Annotated in this window: 15 protein-coding genes and 2 pseudogenes; 8 read left to right on the top strand and 9 right to left on the bottom strand. The window is 61.6% G+C overall.

The window, feature by feature from the left end:
- Positions 1-31: 31 nt before the first annotated feature.
- Together folE and ACS5Q8_RS20060 are read left to right on the top strand one after the other, a co-directional pair.
- Complete coding sequence (folE, locus tag ACS5Q8_RS20055; RefSeq protein WP_017845839.1) at positions 32-577, top strand: GTP cyclohydrolase I FolE; 546 nt, start codon at positions 32-34, stop codon at positions 575-577.
- Positions 578-677: 100 nt separating this feature from the next.
- Complete coding sequence (locus tag ACS5Q8_RS20060) at positions 678-1,049, top strand: glutathione S-transferase N-terminal domain-containing protein (RefSeq protein WP_276194146.1); 372 nt, start codon at positions 678-680, stop codon at positions 1,047-1,049.
- Between the two features lie 110 nt (positions 1,050-1,159).
- On the opposite strand, the pseudogene ACS5Q8_RS20065 reads toward ACS5Q8_RS20060, so the two are convergent.
- The 5 genes and pseudogenes from ACS5Q8_RS20065 to ACS5Q8_RS20085 all read right to left on the bottom strand — a co-directional run.
- Positions 1,160-1,273 (bottom strand): annotated as a pseudogene (locus ACS5Q8_RS20065) (AtuA-related protein); the annotation flags it as partial.
- A 157-nt stretch (positions 1,274-1,430) separates the two neighbouring features.
- A pseudogene (locus tag ACS5Q8_RS20070) lies at positions 1,431-1,544 on the bottom strand (AtuA-related protein); the annotation flags it as partial.
- Positions 1,545-1,701: 157 nt separating this feature from the next.
- A complete protein-coding gene (locus ACS5Q8_RS20075; RefSeq protein WP_426100014.1) occupies positions 1,702-2,028 on the bottom strand; it encodes an AtuA-related protein in 327 nt (108 codons plus the stop codon).
- Positions 2,025-3,350, bottom strand: a complete 1,326-nt coding sequence (locus ACS5Q8_RS20080; RefSeq protein WP_426100015.1) for an acyclic terpene utilization AtuA family protein — start codon at positions 3,348-3,350, stop codon at positions 2,025-2,027. The genes ACS5Q8_RS20075 and ACS5Q8_RS20080 overlap by 4 nt, the downstream gene beginning before the upstream one ends.
- A gap of 1 nt (position 3,351) precedes the next feature.
- Positions 3,352-4,644 carry a CitMHS family transporter gene (locus ACS5Q8_RS20085; protein WP_198717280.1) on the bottom strand — a complete coding sequence of 431 codons (1,293 nt, stop codon included), beginning with the start codon at positions 4,642-4,644 and terminating at the stop codon, positions 3,352-3,354.
- Positions 4,645-4,755: 111 nt separating this feature from the next.
- Here ACS5Q8_RS20085 and ACS5Q8_RS20090 point away from each other — a divergent pair, with 111 nt between their 5' ends.
- On the top strand, positions 4,756-5,652 hold the full coding sequence (locus ACS5Q8_RS20090; RefSeq protein WP_443696258.1) for a LysR family transcriptional regulator: 897 nt from the start codon (positions 4,756-4,758) through the stop codon (positions 5,650-5,652).
- A 104-nt stretch (positions 5,653-5,756) separates the two neighbouring features.
- On the opposite strand, the gene ACS5Q8_RS20095 is transcribed toward ACS5Q8_RS20090, so the two are convergent.
- Together ACS5Q8_RS20095 and ACS5Q8_RS20100 are read right to left on the bottom strand one after the other, a co-directional pair.
- Positions 5,757-6,359, bottom strand: a complete 603-nt coding sequence (locus ACS5Q8_RS20095; RefSeq protein ID WP_276194150.1) for a glutathione S-transferase family protein — start codon at positions 6,357-6,359, stop codon at positions 5,757-5,759.
- Positions 6,360-6,369: 10 nt separating this feature from the next.
- Positions 6,370-7,536, bottom strand: coding sequence for an aminotransferase-like domain-containing protein (locus tag ACS5Q8_RS20100; protein WP_276194151.1), 1,167 nt, complete (start codon positions 7,534-7,536; stop codon positions 6,370-6,372).
- A gap of 81 nt (positions 7,537-7,617) precedes the next feature.
- Here ACS5Q8_RS20100 and ACS5Q8_RS20105 point away from each other — a divergent pair, with 81 nt between their 5' ends.
- From ACS5Q8_RS20105 to ACS5Q8_RS20115, 3 genes are all read left to right on the top strand, one after another.
- Entirely contained in the window at positions 7,618-8,052 is a 435-nt protein-coding gene (locus ACS5Q8_RS20105; RefSeq protein ID WP_276194152.1) for a MarR family winged helix-turn-helix transcriptional regulator, read from the top strand.
- A 197-nt stretch (positions 8,053-8,249) separates the two neighbouring features.
- Positions 8,250-9,581, top strand: coding sequence for an NCS2 family permease (locus ACS5Q8_RS20110; protein WP_276197972.1), 1,332 nt, complete (start codon positions 8,250-8,252; stop codon positions 9,579-9,581).
- Positions 9,582-9,647: 66 nt separating this feature from the next.
- Positions 9,648-10,274: a LysE family translocator gene (locus tag ACS5Q8_RS20115; RefSeq protein ID WP_276194153.1), complete on the top strand. Its 627-nt coding sequence runs from the start codon at positions 9,648-9,650 to the stop codon at positions 10,272-10,274.
- Here the strand turns inward: ACS5Q8_RS20115 and ACS5Q8_RS20120 are convergent.
- Both ACS5Q8_RS20120 and uraH read right to left on the bottom strand, forming a co-directional pair.
- A complete protein-coding gene (locus tag ACS5Q8_RS20120; protein ID WP_465159364.1) occupies positions 10,271-15,547 on the bottom strand; it encodes a dermonecrotic toxin domain-containing protein in 5,277 nt (1,758 codons plus the stop codon). The two genes, ACS5Q8_RS20115 and ACS5Q8_RS20120, sit on opposite strands and share 4 nt — an antisense overlap.
- 144 nt (positions 15,548-15,691) lie before the next feature.
- Entirely contained in the window at positions 15,692-16,045 is a 354-nt protein-coding gene (gene uraH, locus ACS5Q8_RS20125; RefSeq protein WP_276194155.1) for a hydroxyisourate hydrolase, read from the bottom strand.
- Positions 16,046-16,434: 389 nt separating this feature from the next.
- Here uraH and puuE point away from each other — a divergent pair, with 389 nt between their 5' ends.
- Both puuE and uraD read left to right on the top strand, forming a co-directional pair.
- Positions 16,435-17,361 (top strand): allantoinase PuuE, encoded by a 927-nt coding sequence (gene puuE, locus ACS5Q8_RS20130; protein ID WP_247403387.1) that lies wholly within the window; start codon positions 16,435-16,437, stop codon positions 17,359-17,361.
- Entirely contained in the window at positions 17,358-17,873 is a 516-nt protein-coding gene (gene uraD / locus ACS5Q8_RS20135) for a 2-oxo-4-hydroxy-4-carboxy-5-ureidoimidazoline decarboxylase (RefSeq protein WP_426100022.1), read from the top strand. Before puuE ends, uraD begins: the two co-directional genes overlap by 4 nt.
- Positions 17,874-17,885 lie beyond the last annotated feature (12 nt).

Consider the following 17,885-nt stretch of genomic DNA (forward strand, 5'->3'; position numbering starts at 1 on the left):
TGCGCTTTGCGAAAATCCCACAGGTAGTTTCATGTCCCTGGAACAGAATTACACCGCGATCCTCGGCCAACTCGGCGAGGACGTTACCCGCGAGGGCCTGCTCGACACGCCAAAGCGTGCCGCCAAGGCGATGCAGTACCTTTGCCGCGGCTATGAACAGACACTGGAAGAAGTCACCAACGGTGCCTTGTTCAGCTCCGACAACAGCGAAATGGTGCTGGTCAAGGACATCGAGTTGTACTCGCTGTGCGAACACCATCTGCTGCCGTTTATCGGCAAGGCCCACGTCGCGTATATCCCGAGCGGCAAAGTACTGGGCCTGTCAAAGGTCGCACGGATTGTCGACATGTATGCGCGCCGCCTGCAGATCCAGGAAAACCTCAGCCGCCAGATCGCCGATGCCGTGATGCAAGTGACCGGCGCGCTGGGCGTGGCCGTGGTGATCGAAGCCAAGCACATGTGCATGATGATGCGCGGTGTGGAGAAACAGAATTCGTCGATGATCACCTCGGTGATGCTGGGTGAGTTCCGCGAAAACGCGGCGACCCGCAGCGAGTTCCTCAGCCTGATCAAGTAATCGGCTGGGTAGGAAAAAGCCGGCGTTCATCGCCGGTTTTTTTTCGCCCCCGTAAATCAAGTAAGATGCGGCCCTCTGTTCTGGGCAAGAGGTTTCAGCCATGTTCGTCAAAGCACTTCGAGTGGGCCTCGGCCACGTCATCATCGCGGGCGACTTCATTACCCGCCCACGCAAAAAGCAGCGCCCCGCCGAACAGCAGGCGCAGGTCAACGCGGCTGCCAAAGAACTGACCCTGTATCAGTTCCACGCTTGCCCGTTCTGCGTGAAGACCCGTCGTACCCTGCATCGCCTGAATGTGCCGGTAGCGTTGAAGGATGCGAAGAACAACGAACAGGATCGCCAGGCCCTGCTGGAGCAAGGCGGCAAGATCAAAGTGCCGTGCCTGCGCATCGAAGAGAATGGCCAGACCACCTGGATGTATGACTCCAAGGTGATCATCGATTACCTGGACAAGCGTTTCGCTGCCATCTGACAGACCTGCGCAGTTCCACTGTGGGAGGGGGCTTGCCCCCGATGAGGGAGTGTCAGTCGCCGAATACATCGACTGACACTCTGCTATCGGGGGCAAGCCCCCTCCCACATTCAGTTCGGTGTTGGCAAATCCAGGTCCAGATCCAGCAATGCAGAACCCAGGCATTTGCCACGGGCATCCAGCGCCAGCGAGCGGGTCACACCGCCGCGCAAGATCCCCGGCAACCAAGGTGATCATCGATTACCTGGACAAGCGTTTCGCCGCCATCTGACAGGCCTATGCAGATCCACTGTGGGAGGGGGCTTGCCCCCGATGAGGGAGTGTCAGTCGCCGAATACATCGACTGACAATCCGCTATCGGGGGCAAGCCCCCTCCCACATTTAGTTCGGTGTTTGCAAATCCAGGTCCAGATCCAGCAATGCAGAACCCAGGCATTTGCCACGGGCATCCAGCGCCAGCGAGCGGGTCACACCGCCGCGCAAGATCCCCGGCAACCAAGGCGATCATCGATTACCTGGTCAAGCGTTTCGCCGCCATCTGACAGGCCTATGCAGATCCACTGTGGGAGGGGGCTTGCCCCCGATGAGGGAGTGTCAGTCGCCGAATACATCGACTGACACTCTGCTATCGGGGGCAAGCCCCCTCCCACATTTAGTTCGGTGTTGGCAAATCCAGGTCCAGATCCAGCAATGCAGAACCCAGGCATTTGCCATGGGCATCCAGCGCCAGCGAGCGGGTCACACCGCCGCGCAAGATCCCGGGCAACACGAAGTTCAGCGCCTGAACATTGGGCAACTCATAGCGCCGTACCGGCGCCGCACCCGGTTCCAACAAACCGGCGAAGAACGCCGCCACACGCTCGGCCGTGAGCTGTTCGCAGAGCAGCGGATAATCCTCGGCGCGATAAGCAATGATCGAGATATTCGACGTGTCGCCCTTATCCCCGGTGCGGGAATGGGCCAGGGTATGCAGCTTCATGCTTCGATCCTCGGGTTGACTGCGTCACGCGGCAACAACAACGATGCCACCGCCACCACCTGGCGCACACTCTTGCTGGCTCCACCGCCGCCGGACGGGCCGTTGGTGTAGAGGGTTTCCACTTCATTGCCGACCCGCACCGCTTCGCTGCGTTCCTCACAGCGCGCTGCCACGCGCAGGCGCACTTCCCACGGCTCGACGCTGCTGCGCGGACCATGCAGCGAGTCCATGCCGATCAACTCGGCGCGCACGTCCTGCATCTCCACGCCCATCAGTTCCAGGCGCTTGAGCACCACCTCCCGCGCCAGTTGGGCGCGTGCGACGGCCCCCGGTCCGCCGTAGGACATCTGCCCCTCGCCGATCCATCCGTCCAGATAACCCACGCTGACTTTCAGCCGCTCCGGCCGTGCCCGTCCGGCAGCGCCCCGGGCGCGTACCCGGTCGACGCTTTCCTCGACAAAGCTCACACCGGAAAAGTCGGCGGTGACATCCGGCGTCAGGTATGCCGCCGGGTCATGCACTTCGTAGATCAGTTGCTCAGTACACGTGGCGCGGCTGACGCGCCCGCCGGACCCGCTCACTTTGGTGATCACGGCGTTGCCCTCGGCATCGATCTCGGCCAAGGGGAAGCCCAGGCGCGCCAGGTCGTCCACGTCCTTGAACCCGGGATCGGCGAAATAGCCACCGCTGACCTGCCCCGCGCATTCGAGCAAATGCCCGACCAGCGTGCCACGCCCCAGGCGCAGCCAGTCGTGCGCCGCCCAACCGAACTCAAACATCTGCGGCGCCAGGAACAACGAGGGGTCGGCAACACGCCCGGTGATCACCACATCGGCCTCGGCGCGCAACGCATCCAGAATGCCATCGACGCCCAGGTAGGCGTTCGCGGAAATCAGCCGCGCGCCCAGCGAGCCGAGCGTCTGGCCGTTATCCAACACCTGCTCGGGGCGCAACACGTCGAGCACATCATCACCCACCACCGCCACGACCTTGAGGGCCAGGCCCAGTTCGCTGGCGATGCGCCGCACTTCACGGGCCGCCGACACCGGGTTGGCCGCGCCCATATTGGTGATCACCCGCAAGCGCCGGCGACCTTCATGCTCGCCGACAAAGGGCAGCACCCGGCGCATGCGTTCACTCAGCAGCGGGTCATACCCGCCCTGCGGATCGCTGATGCGCGCCTGTTGCGCCAAGGCGATGGTGCGTTCGGCCAGGCATTCGAAGACCAGATAATCCAGGTCACCCTGTTCGGCCAGTTCCACGGCAGGTTCGATACGGTCGCCGGAGTAGCCGGCGCCGGAACCGATGCGCAAGGTTTTCATCTCAAAACACTCCCAAGAGCAACGCCGTCAGGGTCATCAACACCGACGCGGCGAACAGAAACGGAATGGTGAAGCGCTGGTGATCGGCCAGTTCGATCTTGCACAGGCCCACCAACAGGAAGGTCGCGGGGGTCAGCGGGCTGACCGGGAAACCAGTGGTGTGTACGCCGAGCAATGAGGCCTGGGCCACTTGCAGGGGGTCTACGCCCAGGGCCTTGCCGACTTCGGCGATCACCGGCATCACGCCGAAATAGTAGGAATCGGGGTCAAACAACATGCTCAGCGGCATGGAAATAAAGCCCACCACCGCCGGGATCAACTTGCCATGGCCGGCCGGAATCTGCGCCACCGCCACTTCGGCAATCGCCTTGAGCATGCCGGTGCCTTGCATGATGCCGGTGAAAACCCCGGCGGCGAGCAGGATACTGGCCATGGTCAGCGCCGTTTTTGCATGGGCGTCGATGCGTGCACGCTGGGCGTCGACATTCGGGTAGTTGATGCACAGCGCGACCACGGTACCGAGCATGAACATCACCACCGGGTCGACCCAGCCGGCAATCATCACCACCATGACCAGCACGGTCAGGAGCAGGTTGACCCAGAACAGCCGTGGGCGACGCAGCTTGATGTCGTCGTCGCTGAGCACCCGTTGCGGCATGGCGTCCACCGTCGAACCGGCGCCCAGGCCCAGGCGTTTTTCCTCACGATGACCAAGCCACCAGGCGCAGGCGAAGACGAAGATCAAGCCGACGATCTGCACCGGGATCAGCGGCTGGAACAGGTCCGCCACCGGCACATGCAGCGCGGCCGACGAGCGCAGTACCGGGCCGGTCCACGGTAGGAAGTTGACCCCGGCGGCCATCGCGCAGACGCAGGCGAGGATGCGTTTGTCGATGCCCAGCCGCGTATACAGCGGCAGCATCGCCGGCACCGTCACCAGAAACGTCACCGCGCCGGAGCCGTCCAAGTGAACCAGCAGGGCCAGGGTCGCGGTGCCAACGACAATGCGTGTAGGGCGCGTCCCTACTGTGCGCAGGATGCGATCAATGATGGGGTCCAGCATGCCGGCATCGGTCATGATCCCGAAAAACAGGATCGCGAACACAAACATGCCCACCACCGGGGCGACGTTCTTGATACCGGTAATGACGAAGGCACTGGTTTGCAGGCCGAACCCGCCGAGCAGCGCGGCGATGATCGGTAAGGCGATCAGCGCCACCAGGGGCGAGAGGCGTTTGCTCATGACGGCAGCGAGCAAGCAAAGGATGGTAATGACACCCAGGGTAGCGAGCATGGGTTACTCCAGAGCGGCCTTGGTGGCCGGTTATTGTTTTCCCTGGAGTATTGGAAGCGCGTTAGACTTTGTAAATTGGAATATTCACCCGTTGGCGTTCGGAAAAACAAAATGAAGAATTCAATCCAACACATCCAAGCCTTCCTCACCGTCGCGCGCACCGGCAGCTTTACCAAGGCGGCCAACGAACTGCACCTGTCGCCGTCCGCGCTCACCGTGCAAGTTCAGCAACTGGAGGACTGGCTCGGCGTCGCCCTGCTCGACCGCAGCCCGCGGCATGTGAGCATCACCGCCGCCGGCCAGGAGGCGCGCGGGCCGATGGAAAAACTGCTGCTGGACCTGGACAACATCGTCACCGGCTCCCGCGACCTCGCCGCCCTGCGCCGGGGCGTGGTGACTATCGCCGCCCTGCCCTCGGTCTGCGCAGGCGCCCTGCCGCCCGCGCTGCGCCTGTTTCGCGAACGCTTCGCCGGGATCGACGTACGCCTGCACGATTTGGTGGCCCACCGCATTCATGCCCAGGTGCGCTCGGGCGAGGTGGACTTCGGCATCGGCGTGCGCGCACGACTGAGCCACGGGCTGGCGTTTATGCCGGTGCTCAATGATCGGTTATGCGCGTTTGTACCGCTGGATCATCCGCTCGCCCGCCATCGGGCGTTGACCCTGGAGCAACTGGCGGATCAGCCGATCATCCTGACCGGGCGCGACAGCAGCGTGCGCGAGCACGTCGAGGCGTTATTTGATCAGACACGCCTGACGATGAACGCAGGCATGGAGGCCAATTACATGTCGACCGTACTGGCACTGGTGCGTCAGGGGCTGGGGATCAGTGTGCTGCCCGAATCAGCGGCGGACAGCCTGGAGGGGTTGAAGCGCATCACCATCGACCATCCCGGCGTTAACCGGGAGATCGGGCTGATCAGTCGCAGCGGGATAGGCCTGAGCCCGGCGGCGCAGCGCTGTTTCGACTTACTGCATGAGCAATTATCCAACACACCGCTGAGTTAAATGTGGGAGGGGGCTTGCTCCCGATAGCGGTGGTTCAGTCATGCATCAGGTGACTGACACGGCCCTATCGGGAGCAAGCCCCCTCCCACAGTTGACCGAGTGAGTCAGTCGAGCATGGCCACATGTTTGGGATGGCTGGCCACCCGCTTCAGCCAAGCCTGCACAGCCGGGTAAGGCGTCAAGTCAAAACCGCCCTCATGCGCCACATGGGTGTAGGCATACAGCGCAATATCGGCAATCGAATACCGCTCGCCCACCAGGTACGGCGTGCTTTGCAACTGACGCTCCATCACCTTCAACGCCTTGTAGCCGCCCTTGTGACTGGTGGTGTATTCGTCGAGGCGATCCTGCGGCATGCCCAAATACAGCTGGATAAACCGCGCCACCGCAATATACGGCTCATGGCTGTACTGCTCGAAGAACTGCCACTGCAACACCTGGGTGCGCAGGCGCGGTTCGGTCGGCAGAAACTCGCTGCCATCGGCGAGGAAGTTGAGGATCGCGTTGGATTCCCACAGGCAGGTGCCGTCTTCAAGTTCCAGCACCGGGATCTTGCCGTTGGGGTTCTTGGCCAGGAACTCAGGGGTCTCGGTGCCGCCGTTGAGGATGTCGACATCCACCCATTGATACGGAATGCCCAACAGGTTGAGCATCAATTTGACCTTGTAGCAGTTGCCCGACTTGTGATCGCCATAAACCTTGTACATGGGGCTCCCCTTATGCCGCTTGCGCGTGCTGTGCTTGACGGACCACTGCGGCCAGGCGCTTGAGACCTTCGTCCAAACGGGACGGGTCGATATGGCTGAAATTGAGCCGCAGTGAGCCAAGGTGCTGGTCCGGCTCGGAAAAAAACGGTTCACCGGGCATGAACGCGACGTTCTGATCGAGCGCAGGTGCCAACAAGGTGCGGGTATCGAGCGGTTGTTTCAAGGTCAGCCAGAAGAATAATCCACCCTGGGGCACCTGCCAGTCCGCCAGGTCGTTGAAATGTCGCACCAATGCGGCCTGGAATGAGTCCCGGCGCTGGCGATAGAAACTGCGCAGTTCCACCAGGTGCTGTTGATACTTCTCGCTGCCGATCCACTGCATCGCCTGCCACTGGCCGATGCGATTGGTGTGCAGGTCGGCCGACTGCTTGAGCTTGAGCAGGTGCGGGAACAGGTCGGGGCTGGCGATCAGGTAGCCGACGCGCAAACCGGGCAACAATGTTTTGGACACGGTGCCGGTGTAGATCCAACTGGCCTTTTTCAGACGGCCGGCGATGGGCTGTGCACTGCCGCCGTCAAAGGTCAGTTCGCGGTAGGGTTCGTCTTCGATCAGGGTCACGCCGAACTCGTCGAGCAACGCCGCGACGGCTTCGCGCTTGGCCTCGCTGTAACGCACGGCCGACGGGTTCTGGAACGTCGGGATCAGGTAGACGAACGCCGGGCGGTGACGTTCGACACTGGAGCGCAGCGCGGCCAGGTCCGGGCCGTCGGCTTCCAGTTGCACGGTGAGACACTCGGCGCCGAACAGTTGGAAAATCTGCAGCGCGGCCAGGTAGGTCGGGCCTTCCAAGAGAATTTTCGTGCCCTTGTCGATATACAGCTTGGCCGCCAGGTCCAGGGTCTGCTGGGAGCCGCTGACCACCAGCACCTGGCTGGCCTGGCACGGCACGCCCAATGCGCGCGCCTCGGCGGCCAGCAATTCACGCAGCTGCGGCTCGCCTTCGCTCATGCCGTATTGGCCGATATTCAACGGCATGTCGTCCCAGTTCAACGCAGGCAACATCGCTTCGGCAGGCAGCCCGCCGGCGAACGACATCACTTCCGGGCGCTGTGCCGCCGCGAGGATTTCACGGATCAGGGAGCTTTTGAGGCGTGTAACACGTTCTGAGAAGGCCATAGAGTCACCGGTAGCAAAGCCTGTGGGAAATACGTCAAACTGGTTGACCGAAATTACGACGACTTCAGTGGATACGTCAATATGCTTGACCTTAAAAACCAGACCAGCCAGCAAAAAGCTATGGAGGCGTTCTTCTTCGGCTACCAGGCGTTCACCGCCAAGGCCGACGAAATGCTGGAGCGACGTGGCCTGAGCCGGGTGCATCAGCGCATCGTGTTTTTTATCGCGCGCTACCCCGGCCTGAACGTGAAAGAACTGCTGGAATTGCTCGGTGTGAGCAAGCAGGCGCTGAACATGCCGCTGCGCCAATTACAGGAAATGCACCTCGTCGAAAGCGTCGCGTCCGAGACCGACAAGCGCAAACGCCTGCTGGAATTGAGCACCGAAGGCCTGCGCTTCGAGCAATCGTTACGCCGTGAACAGGTGAAGCTGTTGCAGCGCGCCTTCAATGAGGCAGGGGAAGAAGCGGTGAACGGCTGGCTGGCGGTCAATCTGGCGCTGAGTGCGGTGAATTAGCCTTTCATCCCTTTTTGCGCAGGCAATCGAAAACATTATTTGCTTTATTTGTATACAAAAGCATAATTCGCTTCGTGCGAGTTCCTGACCTATTAGTCAACAAAACCCGCCAGTACCTCACAGCGCCTAAGCGCTGGCCATAACAATAAAATGCTTGAGGAGTACTCGCTGTGGATAGCCGCAAATCCGAAGCCCCGCTGGACCTCGCCCCGCCGGACCTCTCCCTCACGAACCCTGGCTGGCTGGAACGCCTGTTCAAACTGCGCTTGCATGGCACCACAGTGAAGACCGAATTGATCGCAGGTCTCACAACGTTCATCACCATGGCCTACATCATCTTCGTCAACCCGAACATCATGGCCGACGCCGGGATCGATCACGGTGCCGCGTTCGTCGCCACCTGCATCGCCGCCGCGCTGGGGTGCCTGCTGATGGGCTTGTACGCCAACTGGCCGGTGGGCCTGGCGCCGGGCATGGGTTTGAACGCGTTCTTTACCTACACCGTGGTCGGGACCATGGGCTACACCTGGGAGACGGCACTCGGTGCGGTGTTTATCTCCGGCGTGTTGTTCATGCTGCTTACGCTGTCGCGCATCCGTGAATGGCTGCTCAACAGCATTCCGGTGAGTCTGCGCCACGCGATGGGCGCCGGTGTGGGGTTGTTCCTCGGGGTGATCGGCCTGAAAACCGCCGGCATCATCGTCGACAGCCCGGCCACCCTGATCAAGCTCGGTTCGCTGCACGAACCGGCGCCGTTGCTGGCGGCCATCTGCTTTCTACTGATCGCGATCCTCAGCTACCACCGAGTGTTTGGCGCGATCCTCATCAGCATCATCGCCGTGACCCTCGCCGGCTGGGGCCTGGGCCTGGTTCACTACAACGGCATCCTCTCCTCCCCGCCGAGCCTGGCGCCGACCTGGCTGGCCATGGACGTTAAGGGTGTGTTCAATGTGAGCATGATCAGCGTGGTATTTGCCTTCTTGTTTGTACACATGTTCGACACCGCCGGGACCTTGATGGGCGTCGCGCAACGCGCCGGTCTGGTGAACGCCGATGGCAAGATCCACAACCTGTCCCGAGCGTTGAAGGCTGACAGCGCCTCCAGCGTATTCGGCGCCATGGTCGGCGTGCCGCCGGTGACCAGCTATGTGGAAAGCGCCGCCGGTGTCGCCGCCGGTGGCCGTACCGGGCTGACCGCTGTGACCGTGGGCGTGCTGTTTGTGGCGGCGATGTTTTTCGCACCGTTGGCCGGCATGATTCCGGCTTACGCCACCGCCGGCGCGCTGATTTATGTGGCGATGCTGATGATGGCGAGCATGGCCCATATCAACTGGGACGAAGCCACCGACAGCATTCCGGCTATCGTCACCGCGATCATGATGCCGCTGACCTTCTCGGTCGCCGACGGCATCGCCCTGGGCTTTATCACGTATGTGGCGCTCAAGGCCGGCACCGGCAAGTACCGCGAAATCTCCATCAGCCTATGGGTGTTGTGCGCGATTTTTATCGCGAAATTTATCTTCCTGTAGTTCGGGAACACGCGAAGAAACCGCCTCACCCTCGGGTGAGGCTTTGGCATCAAAGGAGCACTCTAAATGAACCTGGAAACCTGGCTGCTGTTCAGTGGCGCGGCGTTGATCGTGATCCTGATTCCCGGCCCGTTGTCGTTGCTGATGATCAGCAACAGCCTCAACTACGGCCTGCGCCGTTCGTACCCGGCGTTTCTCGGCGGCGTGTTTGCCTCGATCTGCCTGTTGAGTGCCTCGGCACTGGGGCTGGGCGCGCTGTTGTTGGCGTCCGAACAGCTGTTCAGCGCCTTGAAGATGGTCGGCGCGCTCTACCTGTTTTACCTCGCCTGGCAGAGCTGGCAGCAGTCGCGCCAACCGGCCCAGGGCGCGGTGGTGCCACTGGCCGTCGCCACGCCGCGTTTTCGCGCCTTGTTTGGCCGCGCGTTTGTGCTGGGCGCCAGCAACCCGAAGGACATCCTGTTCTTCGCCGCCTTCCTGCCGCAGTTCCTCAGCAGCGACCGGCCGTTTCTGCCGCAGTTGCTCGTCATGATCGCCACCTGGACCGTACTCGACCTGCTGTGCAAGCTCGCCTACGGTCTTGGCGCCCACGGTGCGGCGCGGTATTTGCGCAGCGGCAACGGCCAGAGCTGGTTCAACCGCACCAGTGCCGGGCTGTTCGGGGCCGCTGGCGTTGCGTCGCTGATCAACCACTAGGACGGGCTCACTTTGGCGAAATAGACGCTCGGAAGGGCCTCCCCTGCAGTAGGCCATTGGACGCCCGCTACGATTCGAAACAGGCGCTTGTCACGCATCGCACTCTTGACGGCAGCAAACGCCACCGACGTCGGATTATTGGTGATCGCAATATTGAACCAACGATCCGTCAGCCGACGTTCCAACTTGATAGACCCCAGCTCAAGCCAATGAACTGACACGTAGTACACCCGGTTTGAGCCGGAAAGAGGATGAGTCACGAATAATTCACGGGTGGTCTTGTTGCCGTGCCTTACCAGAAGCGCCTCGACGCTGAACCCCTGCTGTTCCAGCACACGCTTGATCGCCGCGCACTGTGCAATGTCTCGCTGAGGGCCCATCTCGCGGCCGCCGGATCGCAGCGCCGGGTCCAAGTCGGTCACCTTGAAATCGACGCGAGTGAAGCCCGGTGCCTTGCCGTCAAAACCGACGTGAAAGGTTCTTTTGCCCCTTTCGGTGGACCGCAGCATTCTCAGCAAATCATCCGTCTGACCCGCCCTCGCGGGGGCTGGAGGCGACCATTTGTCCAACGTCGCGCGGATATTGAGCAGATGCGTGGCCGTTGCCGGGCGGGATGGGCCTGCCAACTCAATCAACCTTGCGGCGGTAAACTGTCGACTTGAGAGCGTCATGCTGGGGAACACCGCGCCCACAGACTCCGGCAAAGGCTTATCGAACAGGGGCGCATGGACCAGCCATTCACCCGCAGGGCTACGTGTCACCGGGAAAGGCTGCTCCAGAATATCCACGCTGGTCCAGCGCTCAATGTCAAAACTGGCCAATGACACCATTGGCTCATTCCTGTGGATAAACACGATGCCGTCCAACGGCGCCTGATCACCCTGAGGGAGCATCCTGTAATAGCCGCTCATAGGGTCCATCACGCCGGTATTCGGCGGGGCCACCCGAAGGACATTGTGGGGAAACCCTCGGGTGTCCGACGTAATATGAAACACCTCGGGAACCGGAGACGTCGCATCCGGGCTCTGCAGTGAAGTCCGCCAATTCGACCAGTGGCTAGACGTCGCGGATGACTGGCGAATGGCGTCTTCGGTAGCAACGCGTGCAGTCGCGGGCCACCAGTCGGGCGGCGGTGGCGGCGCTGGCGCGCGCCATGGGTTGAGCACGCCGGAACTCGTGCCCGCCACCGGTTGCGGGGCGTCCGCGCCGAGTGACCATTCCTTGGGCTGATGGAGGTGCAAAATCAGTTCGTCTTGCCCCGGCACCTGCGTGTTTTTCAGGCGAAATACCGGTTCGTTCCCACGCCGGTAAAGGGGGTAATGGTGCGTATCATCCGCCACAAAGGGCTCACCATTTTTCACATAGACGCCCGACTCGTCCGGCCCTTTCAATGCAACGGCGCCCTCCGGCACCCCCTTGATTTTGAACCGTTCCAAGGCCTTCAACTGCGTCACGGGGGACGGTGCCGTGCGAGAAACCCCGCTGCGTACCGCCATCCGCAACCGCTGTATGCGCCCCAGCAACCCTCTCAGCATCGGCCGCGCAATACCTGCGCCGGCACGGCCCACCTTCTTCGGGCCGGGGATTAAGTTCAGCAGCAGGTCGATCGCCATAAAGGCGCTCATAAAACCCACATCAATCGCATCGTAGGGGTCGCCGAAACGGTGATAACTGCGCGATACGCGCAGCAACTCATAGAAGTCATTGAACATCCCGTACAACGGCGAGAACCCCCCCACCACCGCCCGCGCGCGGGTGTCGCCCTGCTCACCCAGACGGCGGGTTCGATAGCTCGCCAACGCCTTGCCGGAATGGCTGGCGGCTTGGGTCCGCCGTTGCAAATCCTGCACGCTGGCGTGGTAGAGCAACGCCTCGGCGTTGCTGTGGGGCGTAGCCACAAACCCCAGCCAGTCCTGCGGATCACTGGCGATCTGCTCAAGGGTTTGGGCTTCGATCTCCTCAAGCACCGCCGCAGGCTCCAGGTGCTTGATGCTGAATGAACGAACAAACTCGATCCCCCGCCAGATCCCTTTCGCCATGAAAAAAGCCGGTATGGCTTTAAGCGTTTTGCCAGCCTGGACGTGTGCACCGCCGCCCTCCGCAGGCTGGGGGATCGCCTCGAATGCCCAGCCCGGTGCGACCTGCCGCGCCAGCGCCTTGACGTTATCCGGTAACGCGCCGATGCGGTTCAATTCAGCATGGGCCCGTTGCAGGCTGCCGTACTCGGTCAGGACCAGGGACGACGGCGCATCGGGCCAGTAAACCAGGCACAGTTCGGAGCGCCGGTCATGCACCACCACGATCCCTGCGACATAGCGATCATGCTGCATCGTGTGGCCCACCAGATGAACCACGTACAGCTGCAACTGGTGCTGGTTGTTCGACAGGTCTTGCGGTGTGCGCGCCGCCATCGCGGTCTTGAATACGCTTTGTGCCGTCGCCGTCAGCCCCTGCTGAGTCGCGCAGAACAGGTGATACTCAACGCCCGCGCGCAAGGCGCGATTCAACAGTTCGCGAATCCGCCCGTTGCTGAGCGCGCGGTCGGCTTCAATACGCGGATAAAAAACCCGGTTGATCGCGGTGTCGTACTGACCGCCGATATCCAGCGAAGACACCATACGGGTCAAGTAGTCGGCATTCAGGCGTTGCTTCCACTCAGGTTGCAGATAGCGCGCACGATTGAATCGCCAAGCGGTCCAGGGCGCCAGTGGGTCGAGGTTATGCAGCGTCAGTTGCAGCAGGCTGAAGGTCGTGCGCGCTGCGGTTGGGGTCAGCACGATGTTGCGATCACCCACCGTACAGCCGCTGGTCCATCCACAAAACGCACCGTGGACATCATCCGGCATATCAATCAACGGTTGGTCGATGTCCAACAGCGGGAAGAAACCATCCTGGCGCAAACGGGCGATCAACGCGCGCCGGGCGAATGTATCCAGGTCAGGCAGGCGTTGCCCAAGTCGGCCTTTAAACGCAAAAGCGCTGCCCAGGTACAGCCGCAGCAAACGCTTGAAGGTTCTACGCTGGGCCCGGGTTGCGTGCGCCAACCAAGTGGGCAGTTTCCTCGCTTCAGACGCCGCCGCGCGCAGCAGCTCGATGTTGGCCAGAGCCTGGCTCAGGGCAGTATTGAGCGGAATATTCAGCTGTTCTTCCAGCGCGACCATTAGCAGCGAGCGGCTCAGCTCGGCATCCGTCACTTCACTGAAAATACGCGTGATGTCTTCGCGGCTTCGTTTCAAGCGGTCGTAGCAGCCCAGCAGTTTCTTGAGAGCCACCAGCGCAGGCTTGCCCTGGATCTCAACGTAGCGCACGCCGAGGGTTCCACGGGCCGCATGTGCGCGTAAGTCACGCCGCTTATCGTGCTCGACGCAGCCCCAGAGCACCGAGTCGTCAAGGCTGCTCAGGCTCGCCTGGAGGCTTTGGGTCAAGGCGTCCAGTCCGGCAAACGCCTTGACCCCGCCTTCGCTTCCAAAAGCGTATACCACCACCGGAAGCTGGCGCGCCGGGCGCCTTACCGCCGCTGCCGTGGTCACCACCCACACGTTATGGAGGGCGTAAAACGCGTCCGGTTCGCTGCCCACCGCGATCGACAGGACTTGGGTCTGACTGCCAAGGCGTTGGGTGGGCGACGGGTGCTCCACCACGTCGATCATCAGGTCGCGATGCGCCGTACTGATCAGCTTGAGCCGGTGTTGCAACTCAACCTCACAGCGCAGGGCCTCGGTTTGGGTGCGCATGAACAGCGACACGCGCCTGGGCGTCCCCGCGCCGTCGGGACGCTCGGCCCAAAAAGCCAAATCGAGCAACCGAGGCTGCCCATCCCGCATCAGTGTCTTCAACACCTCGGCATACGCCTTGAGTTGGCTCACCAGCGCCACGATGACCTGGTACGCAAGCGTGTCCGCGCTGGGATCGTCCGGGACCAGCAGCGCAACCAGGGCTTTTTCGTAGCGTTTGACCTGATGCTCAGCGGTGCGCAGAGCCAGGCCGGACGCCGTGCTGGCGAAGATGATTTCTGCGCCTCGTCGTTGTCGGTCCCAGTTGAGCAATTGATCGCCAATAACGCCGAGCCGAGCGCCACCGACCAGTTGCCGCCTCGCCCCCTCCACCTGTGCCAGAAAAGGTGCGGCGTCCAGCGGCTGAGGCCGAGGCCGAGGCCGTTGTTCAGAAAACACGTGCGCGTCATTGATCTTCACCGCACAAGCCAGCTCGTTGCTCCATTGCCCTGTCAGCATCGCCTGAGCGCACAGCGTCAGCGCGTCGTCCATCAGCGGCAGGCCGCGAACAAAGCGGTGCGCCGCGGACAAGGCGGTTGGCCGGCATAAGTCATTGCGCCGACTCAGCGGCAAGCACTGCCAGAGCGCGTGGAACCGAGACCGGTCCAACACCAGCAGGCCGTCCTGCAGGGCCGCGTAGGACGGGTACTCGTAGAAGTTGCAGCCCTCTCCCGGCAGATAAACCACATGCGGTGCCTCGCTGGGGTCGCCTTCTCGATAAAGATGCAAGGCACCGGGAATCGCTACCGCAGGCGTACCCGGCCACAGCAACTGGCCCACTTGCAGCGTGGCCCAAGCCCCGCCCGCGCGCTGGCGAGCCTCGGCGGTGGGAGCCTCGATCAGGGCCTGAACCATGTCCAATGCCGCACTCGATAACGGCTCCAGTTGCCGCGCCATAAACGCCCGGTCGGCGAAAAGCGCCTTGTACAACTCGACCCAGCGCTCCCGGCGAGTGAGCCAGGAACCCTGCGCCAGGGCGTCCCAATAGACGCTGACCGCATGGGCCAGCCGCTCAAACAGCCTCAGCGCGATCACACGGCGCAGTGCTTCCAGCGGCGTATAAGGCAAGCGCCGGTTCGGCTCGTCTTTAACGCTCAGGGTGGTGAATTGATTGACGTTGATCACCACCGTCGGCAGGACCAGCAACGCCAGCGCCCGATCGGTCAGGCTGTCGACTTTGCGCGGCACGGCTGGCGGCTTGGGCTCGGTGAACAACAGGTGGTCCGGGTCCATCTCGAACGCGTTGCGCAGCTCGGCGCGAATGACCGTCAAGACTTTCGGCGAGCGTCCTATCAGGCGTGCCAGTGCCCGCGTCGAGGTGATGCAGCGCGCGTCGGCAAGACCGATCTGATTGATCAGGCGGCTGGGATGGGTATAGGCGTTGATCCGCCGTTTCAACTGCTCGCGAATCGCCTGCGCTTGCGCTTGGGCAGCGAGGTCCGGGTCGTCGGCAGTAACGGTATCGGCTGAAACGCTCGCGTGATCGGGGGACGAGGTCATGGTGTTTTCTTCTGTATGAGGAAAACACCCAGCCTAGACAGCGCCTCTGTGCAAAAGGCGCTAGATAGTTGCACGCGCAAGCGGCATGAAAAAAGCCCGCCGTGTGGGCGGGCGGAAAACCAACGAAGAGCTGTGGGGGCGCGCTCAGCTACCGCGGTAGGTGGAGTAACTGTAGGGCGAAATCAGCAGGGGCACATGGTAGTGATCCTGTTCAGCGCTGATGCCAAAGCGCAGCACCACCACGTCGAGGAAGGCCGGCTCTGGCAATTGCACGCCACGGGCACGGTAATAGTCGCCGGCGCTGAATTGCAGCTGGTAGACACCGCTGCGGTAGTCGTCGCCTTGGAGCAACGGTGCGTCGCAGCGGCCGTCGCTGTTGGTCACGGCGCTGGCGACCCGTTCCAGTTGCGCGCCGTCGACGCGGTACAGTTCAACCTTGATGGTGCTGCCGGGACAGCCGTGAGCGGCGTCCAAAACGTGTGTGGTCAAACGTCCCATGGCGTGTACGCGCCTCCCGAGGTCAGTAGAAGTGAATGCCGCACTTTTTCAGGGCAGCGAAAAAGCCGGCGCTGGTCGATTAAGACACTTTTTAAAAAAATTGTACACAATAAAAATTACAAACCCTACGATCCTCCAGCCGACCTTGCTCGACCGGCCGATTCACGAGTAATCCTTGCTTTTAAACAACCTTTTGTCCATTAGCTGACCAGTCAGGCAAGTTTCTTGCTACACCCTTGAAGGTGAGCGTGGCGGAAAAAAGGCAGAAATCCAGGCTTACAAAGTGGGCAATAAGTTGTATACAATCACTCATCACTGTGACGCCACTCAGTCTTTCCACTGCCCGGCCGCCACACACACCGCTACCACGCACAAGAAGGAAGACTGCAGTGAGCGCTGACTACCCACGCGACCTGATCGGTTACGGCAGTAACCCTCCTCACCCCCACTGGCCGGGCAAGGCACGCATCGCGTTGTCTTTTGTACTCAACTACGAAGAAGGCGGCGAGCGCAATATTTTGCACGGTGACAAAGAGTCCGAAGCCTTCCTGTCGGAAATGGTCTCGGCCCAGCCGCTGCAGGGCGAGCGCAACATGAGCATGGAGTCGCTGTACGAATACGGCAGCCGTGCCGGCGTGTGGCGCGTCCTCAAATTGTTTAAAGCATTCGATATCCCGCTGACCGTCTTCGCCGTGGCCATGGCCGCCCAGCGCCATCCGGACGTGATCCGTGCAATGGTCGCCGCCGGCCATGAGATCTGCAGCCACGGCTATCGCTGGATCGACTACCAGTACATGGACGAGGCCCAGGAACGCGAGCATATGCTCGAAGCCATCCGCATCCTCACCGAACTGACCGGCGAACGCCCGCTGGGCTGGTACACCGGCCGCACCGGCCCGAACACGCGGCGCCTGGTGATGGAGGAAGGCGGCTTTCTCTATGACTGCGACACCTATGACGACGACCTGCCCTACTGGGAACCCAACAACCCCACCGGCAAGCCGCACCTGGTGATCCCTTACACCCTGGACACCAACGACATGCGTTTCACCCAGGTGCAGGGATTCAACAAGGGCGATGACTTTTTCGAATACCTCAAAGACGCGTTCGACGTGCTCTACGCCGAAGGGGCCGACGCGCCGAAGATGCTTTCCATCGGCCTGCACTGCCGCCTGATCGGCCGCCCGGCGCGCCTTGCGTCGTTGAAACGCTTTATCGAATACGCCAAGGGCCATGAACAGGTGTGGTTCACCCGCCGTGTCGACATTGCCCGTCACTGGCACGCCACGCACCCTTACAAGGGAGCGGCGCAATGACCGCGTTCCAGACCTTGAAACCGTCGAGCCTGAGCCGCGATGCATTCATCAGCGCCTTTGCCGACATCTACGAACATTCGCCATGGGTGGCTGAAAAGGCCTTCGACCTGGGCCAGGACGCTTCGATCGACGTGGTCGAAACCCTGCACCAACGCATGAGCGACATCCTCTTGAGCGCCGATCACACCCGGCAACTGGCGCTGATCAACGCTCACCCGGACCTGGCCGGCCGTGCGGCCATCCAGGGCCAACTGACCGAAGCCAGCACCCAGGAACAAGCGGGCGCCGGTATTCACCAATGCACGGCCGAAGAGTTCTCACGCTTCACCGAGCTGAACGAGGCCTACAAAGCCAAGTTCAAGTTTCCCTTCATCATGGCGGTAAAAGGCAGCAACCGGCATCAGATCATCAACGCGTTCGAATCGCGCATCCATAACCCGGTGGACACCGAGTTCAAGTGCGCGCTGGACGAGATCAACAAGATCGCGCTGTTCCGCTTACTGACCCTCTAAACGACCATCCCC

Source organism: Pseudomonas sp. PAMC25584, from assembly GCF_058135675.1.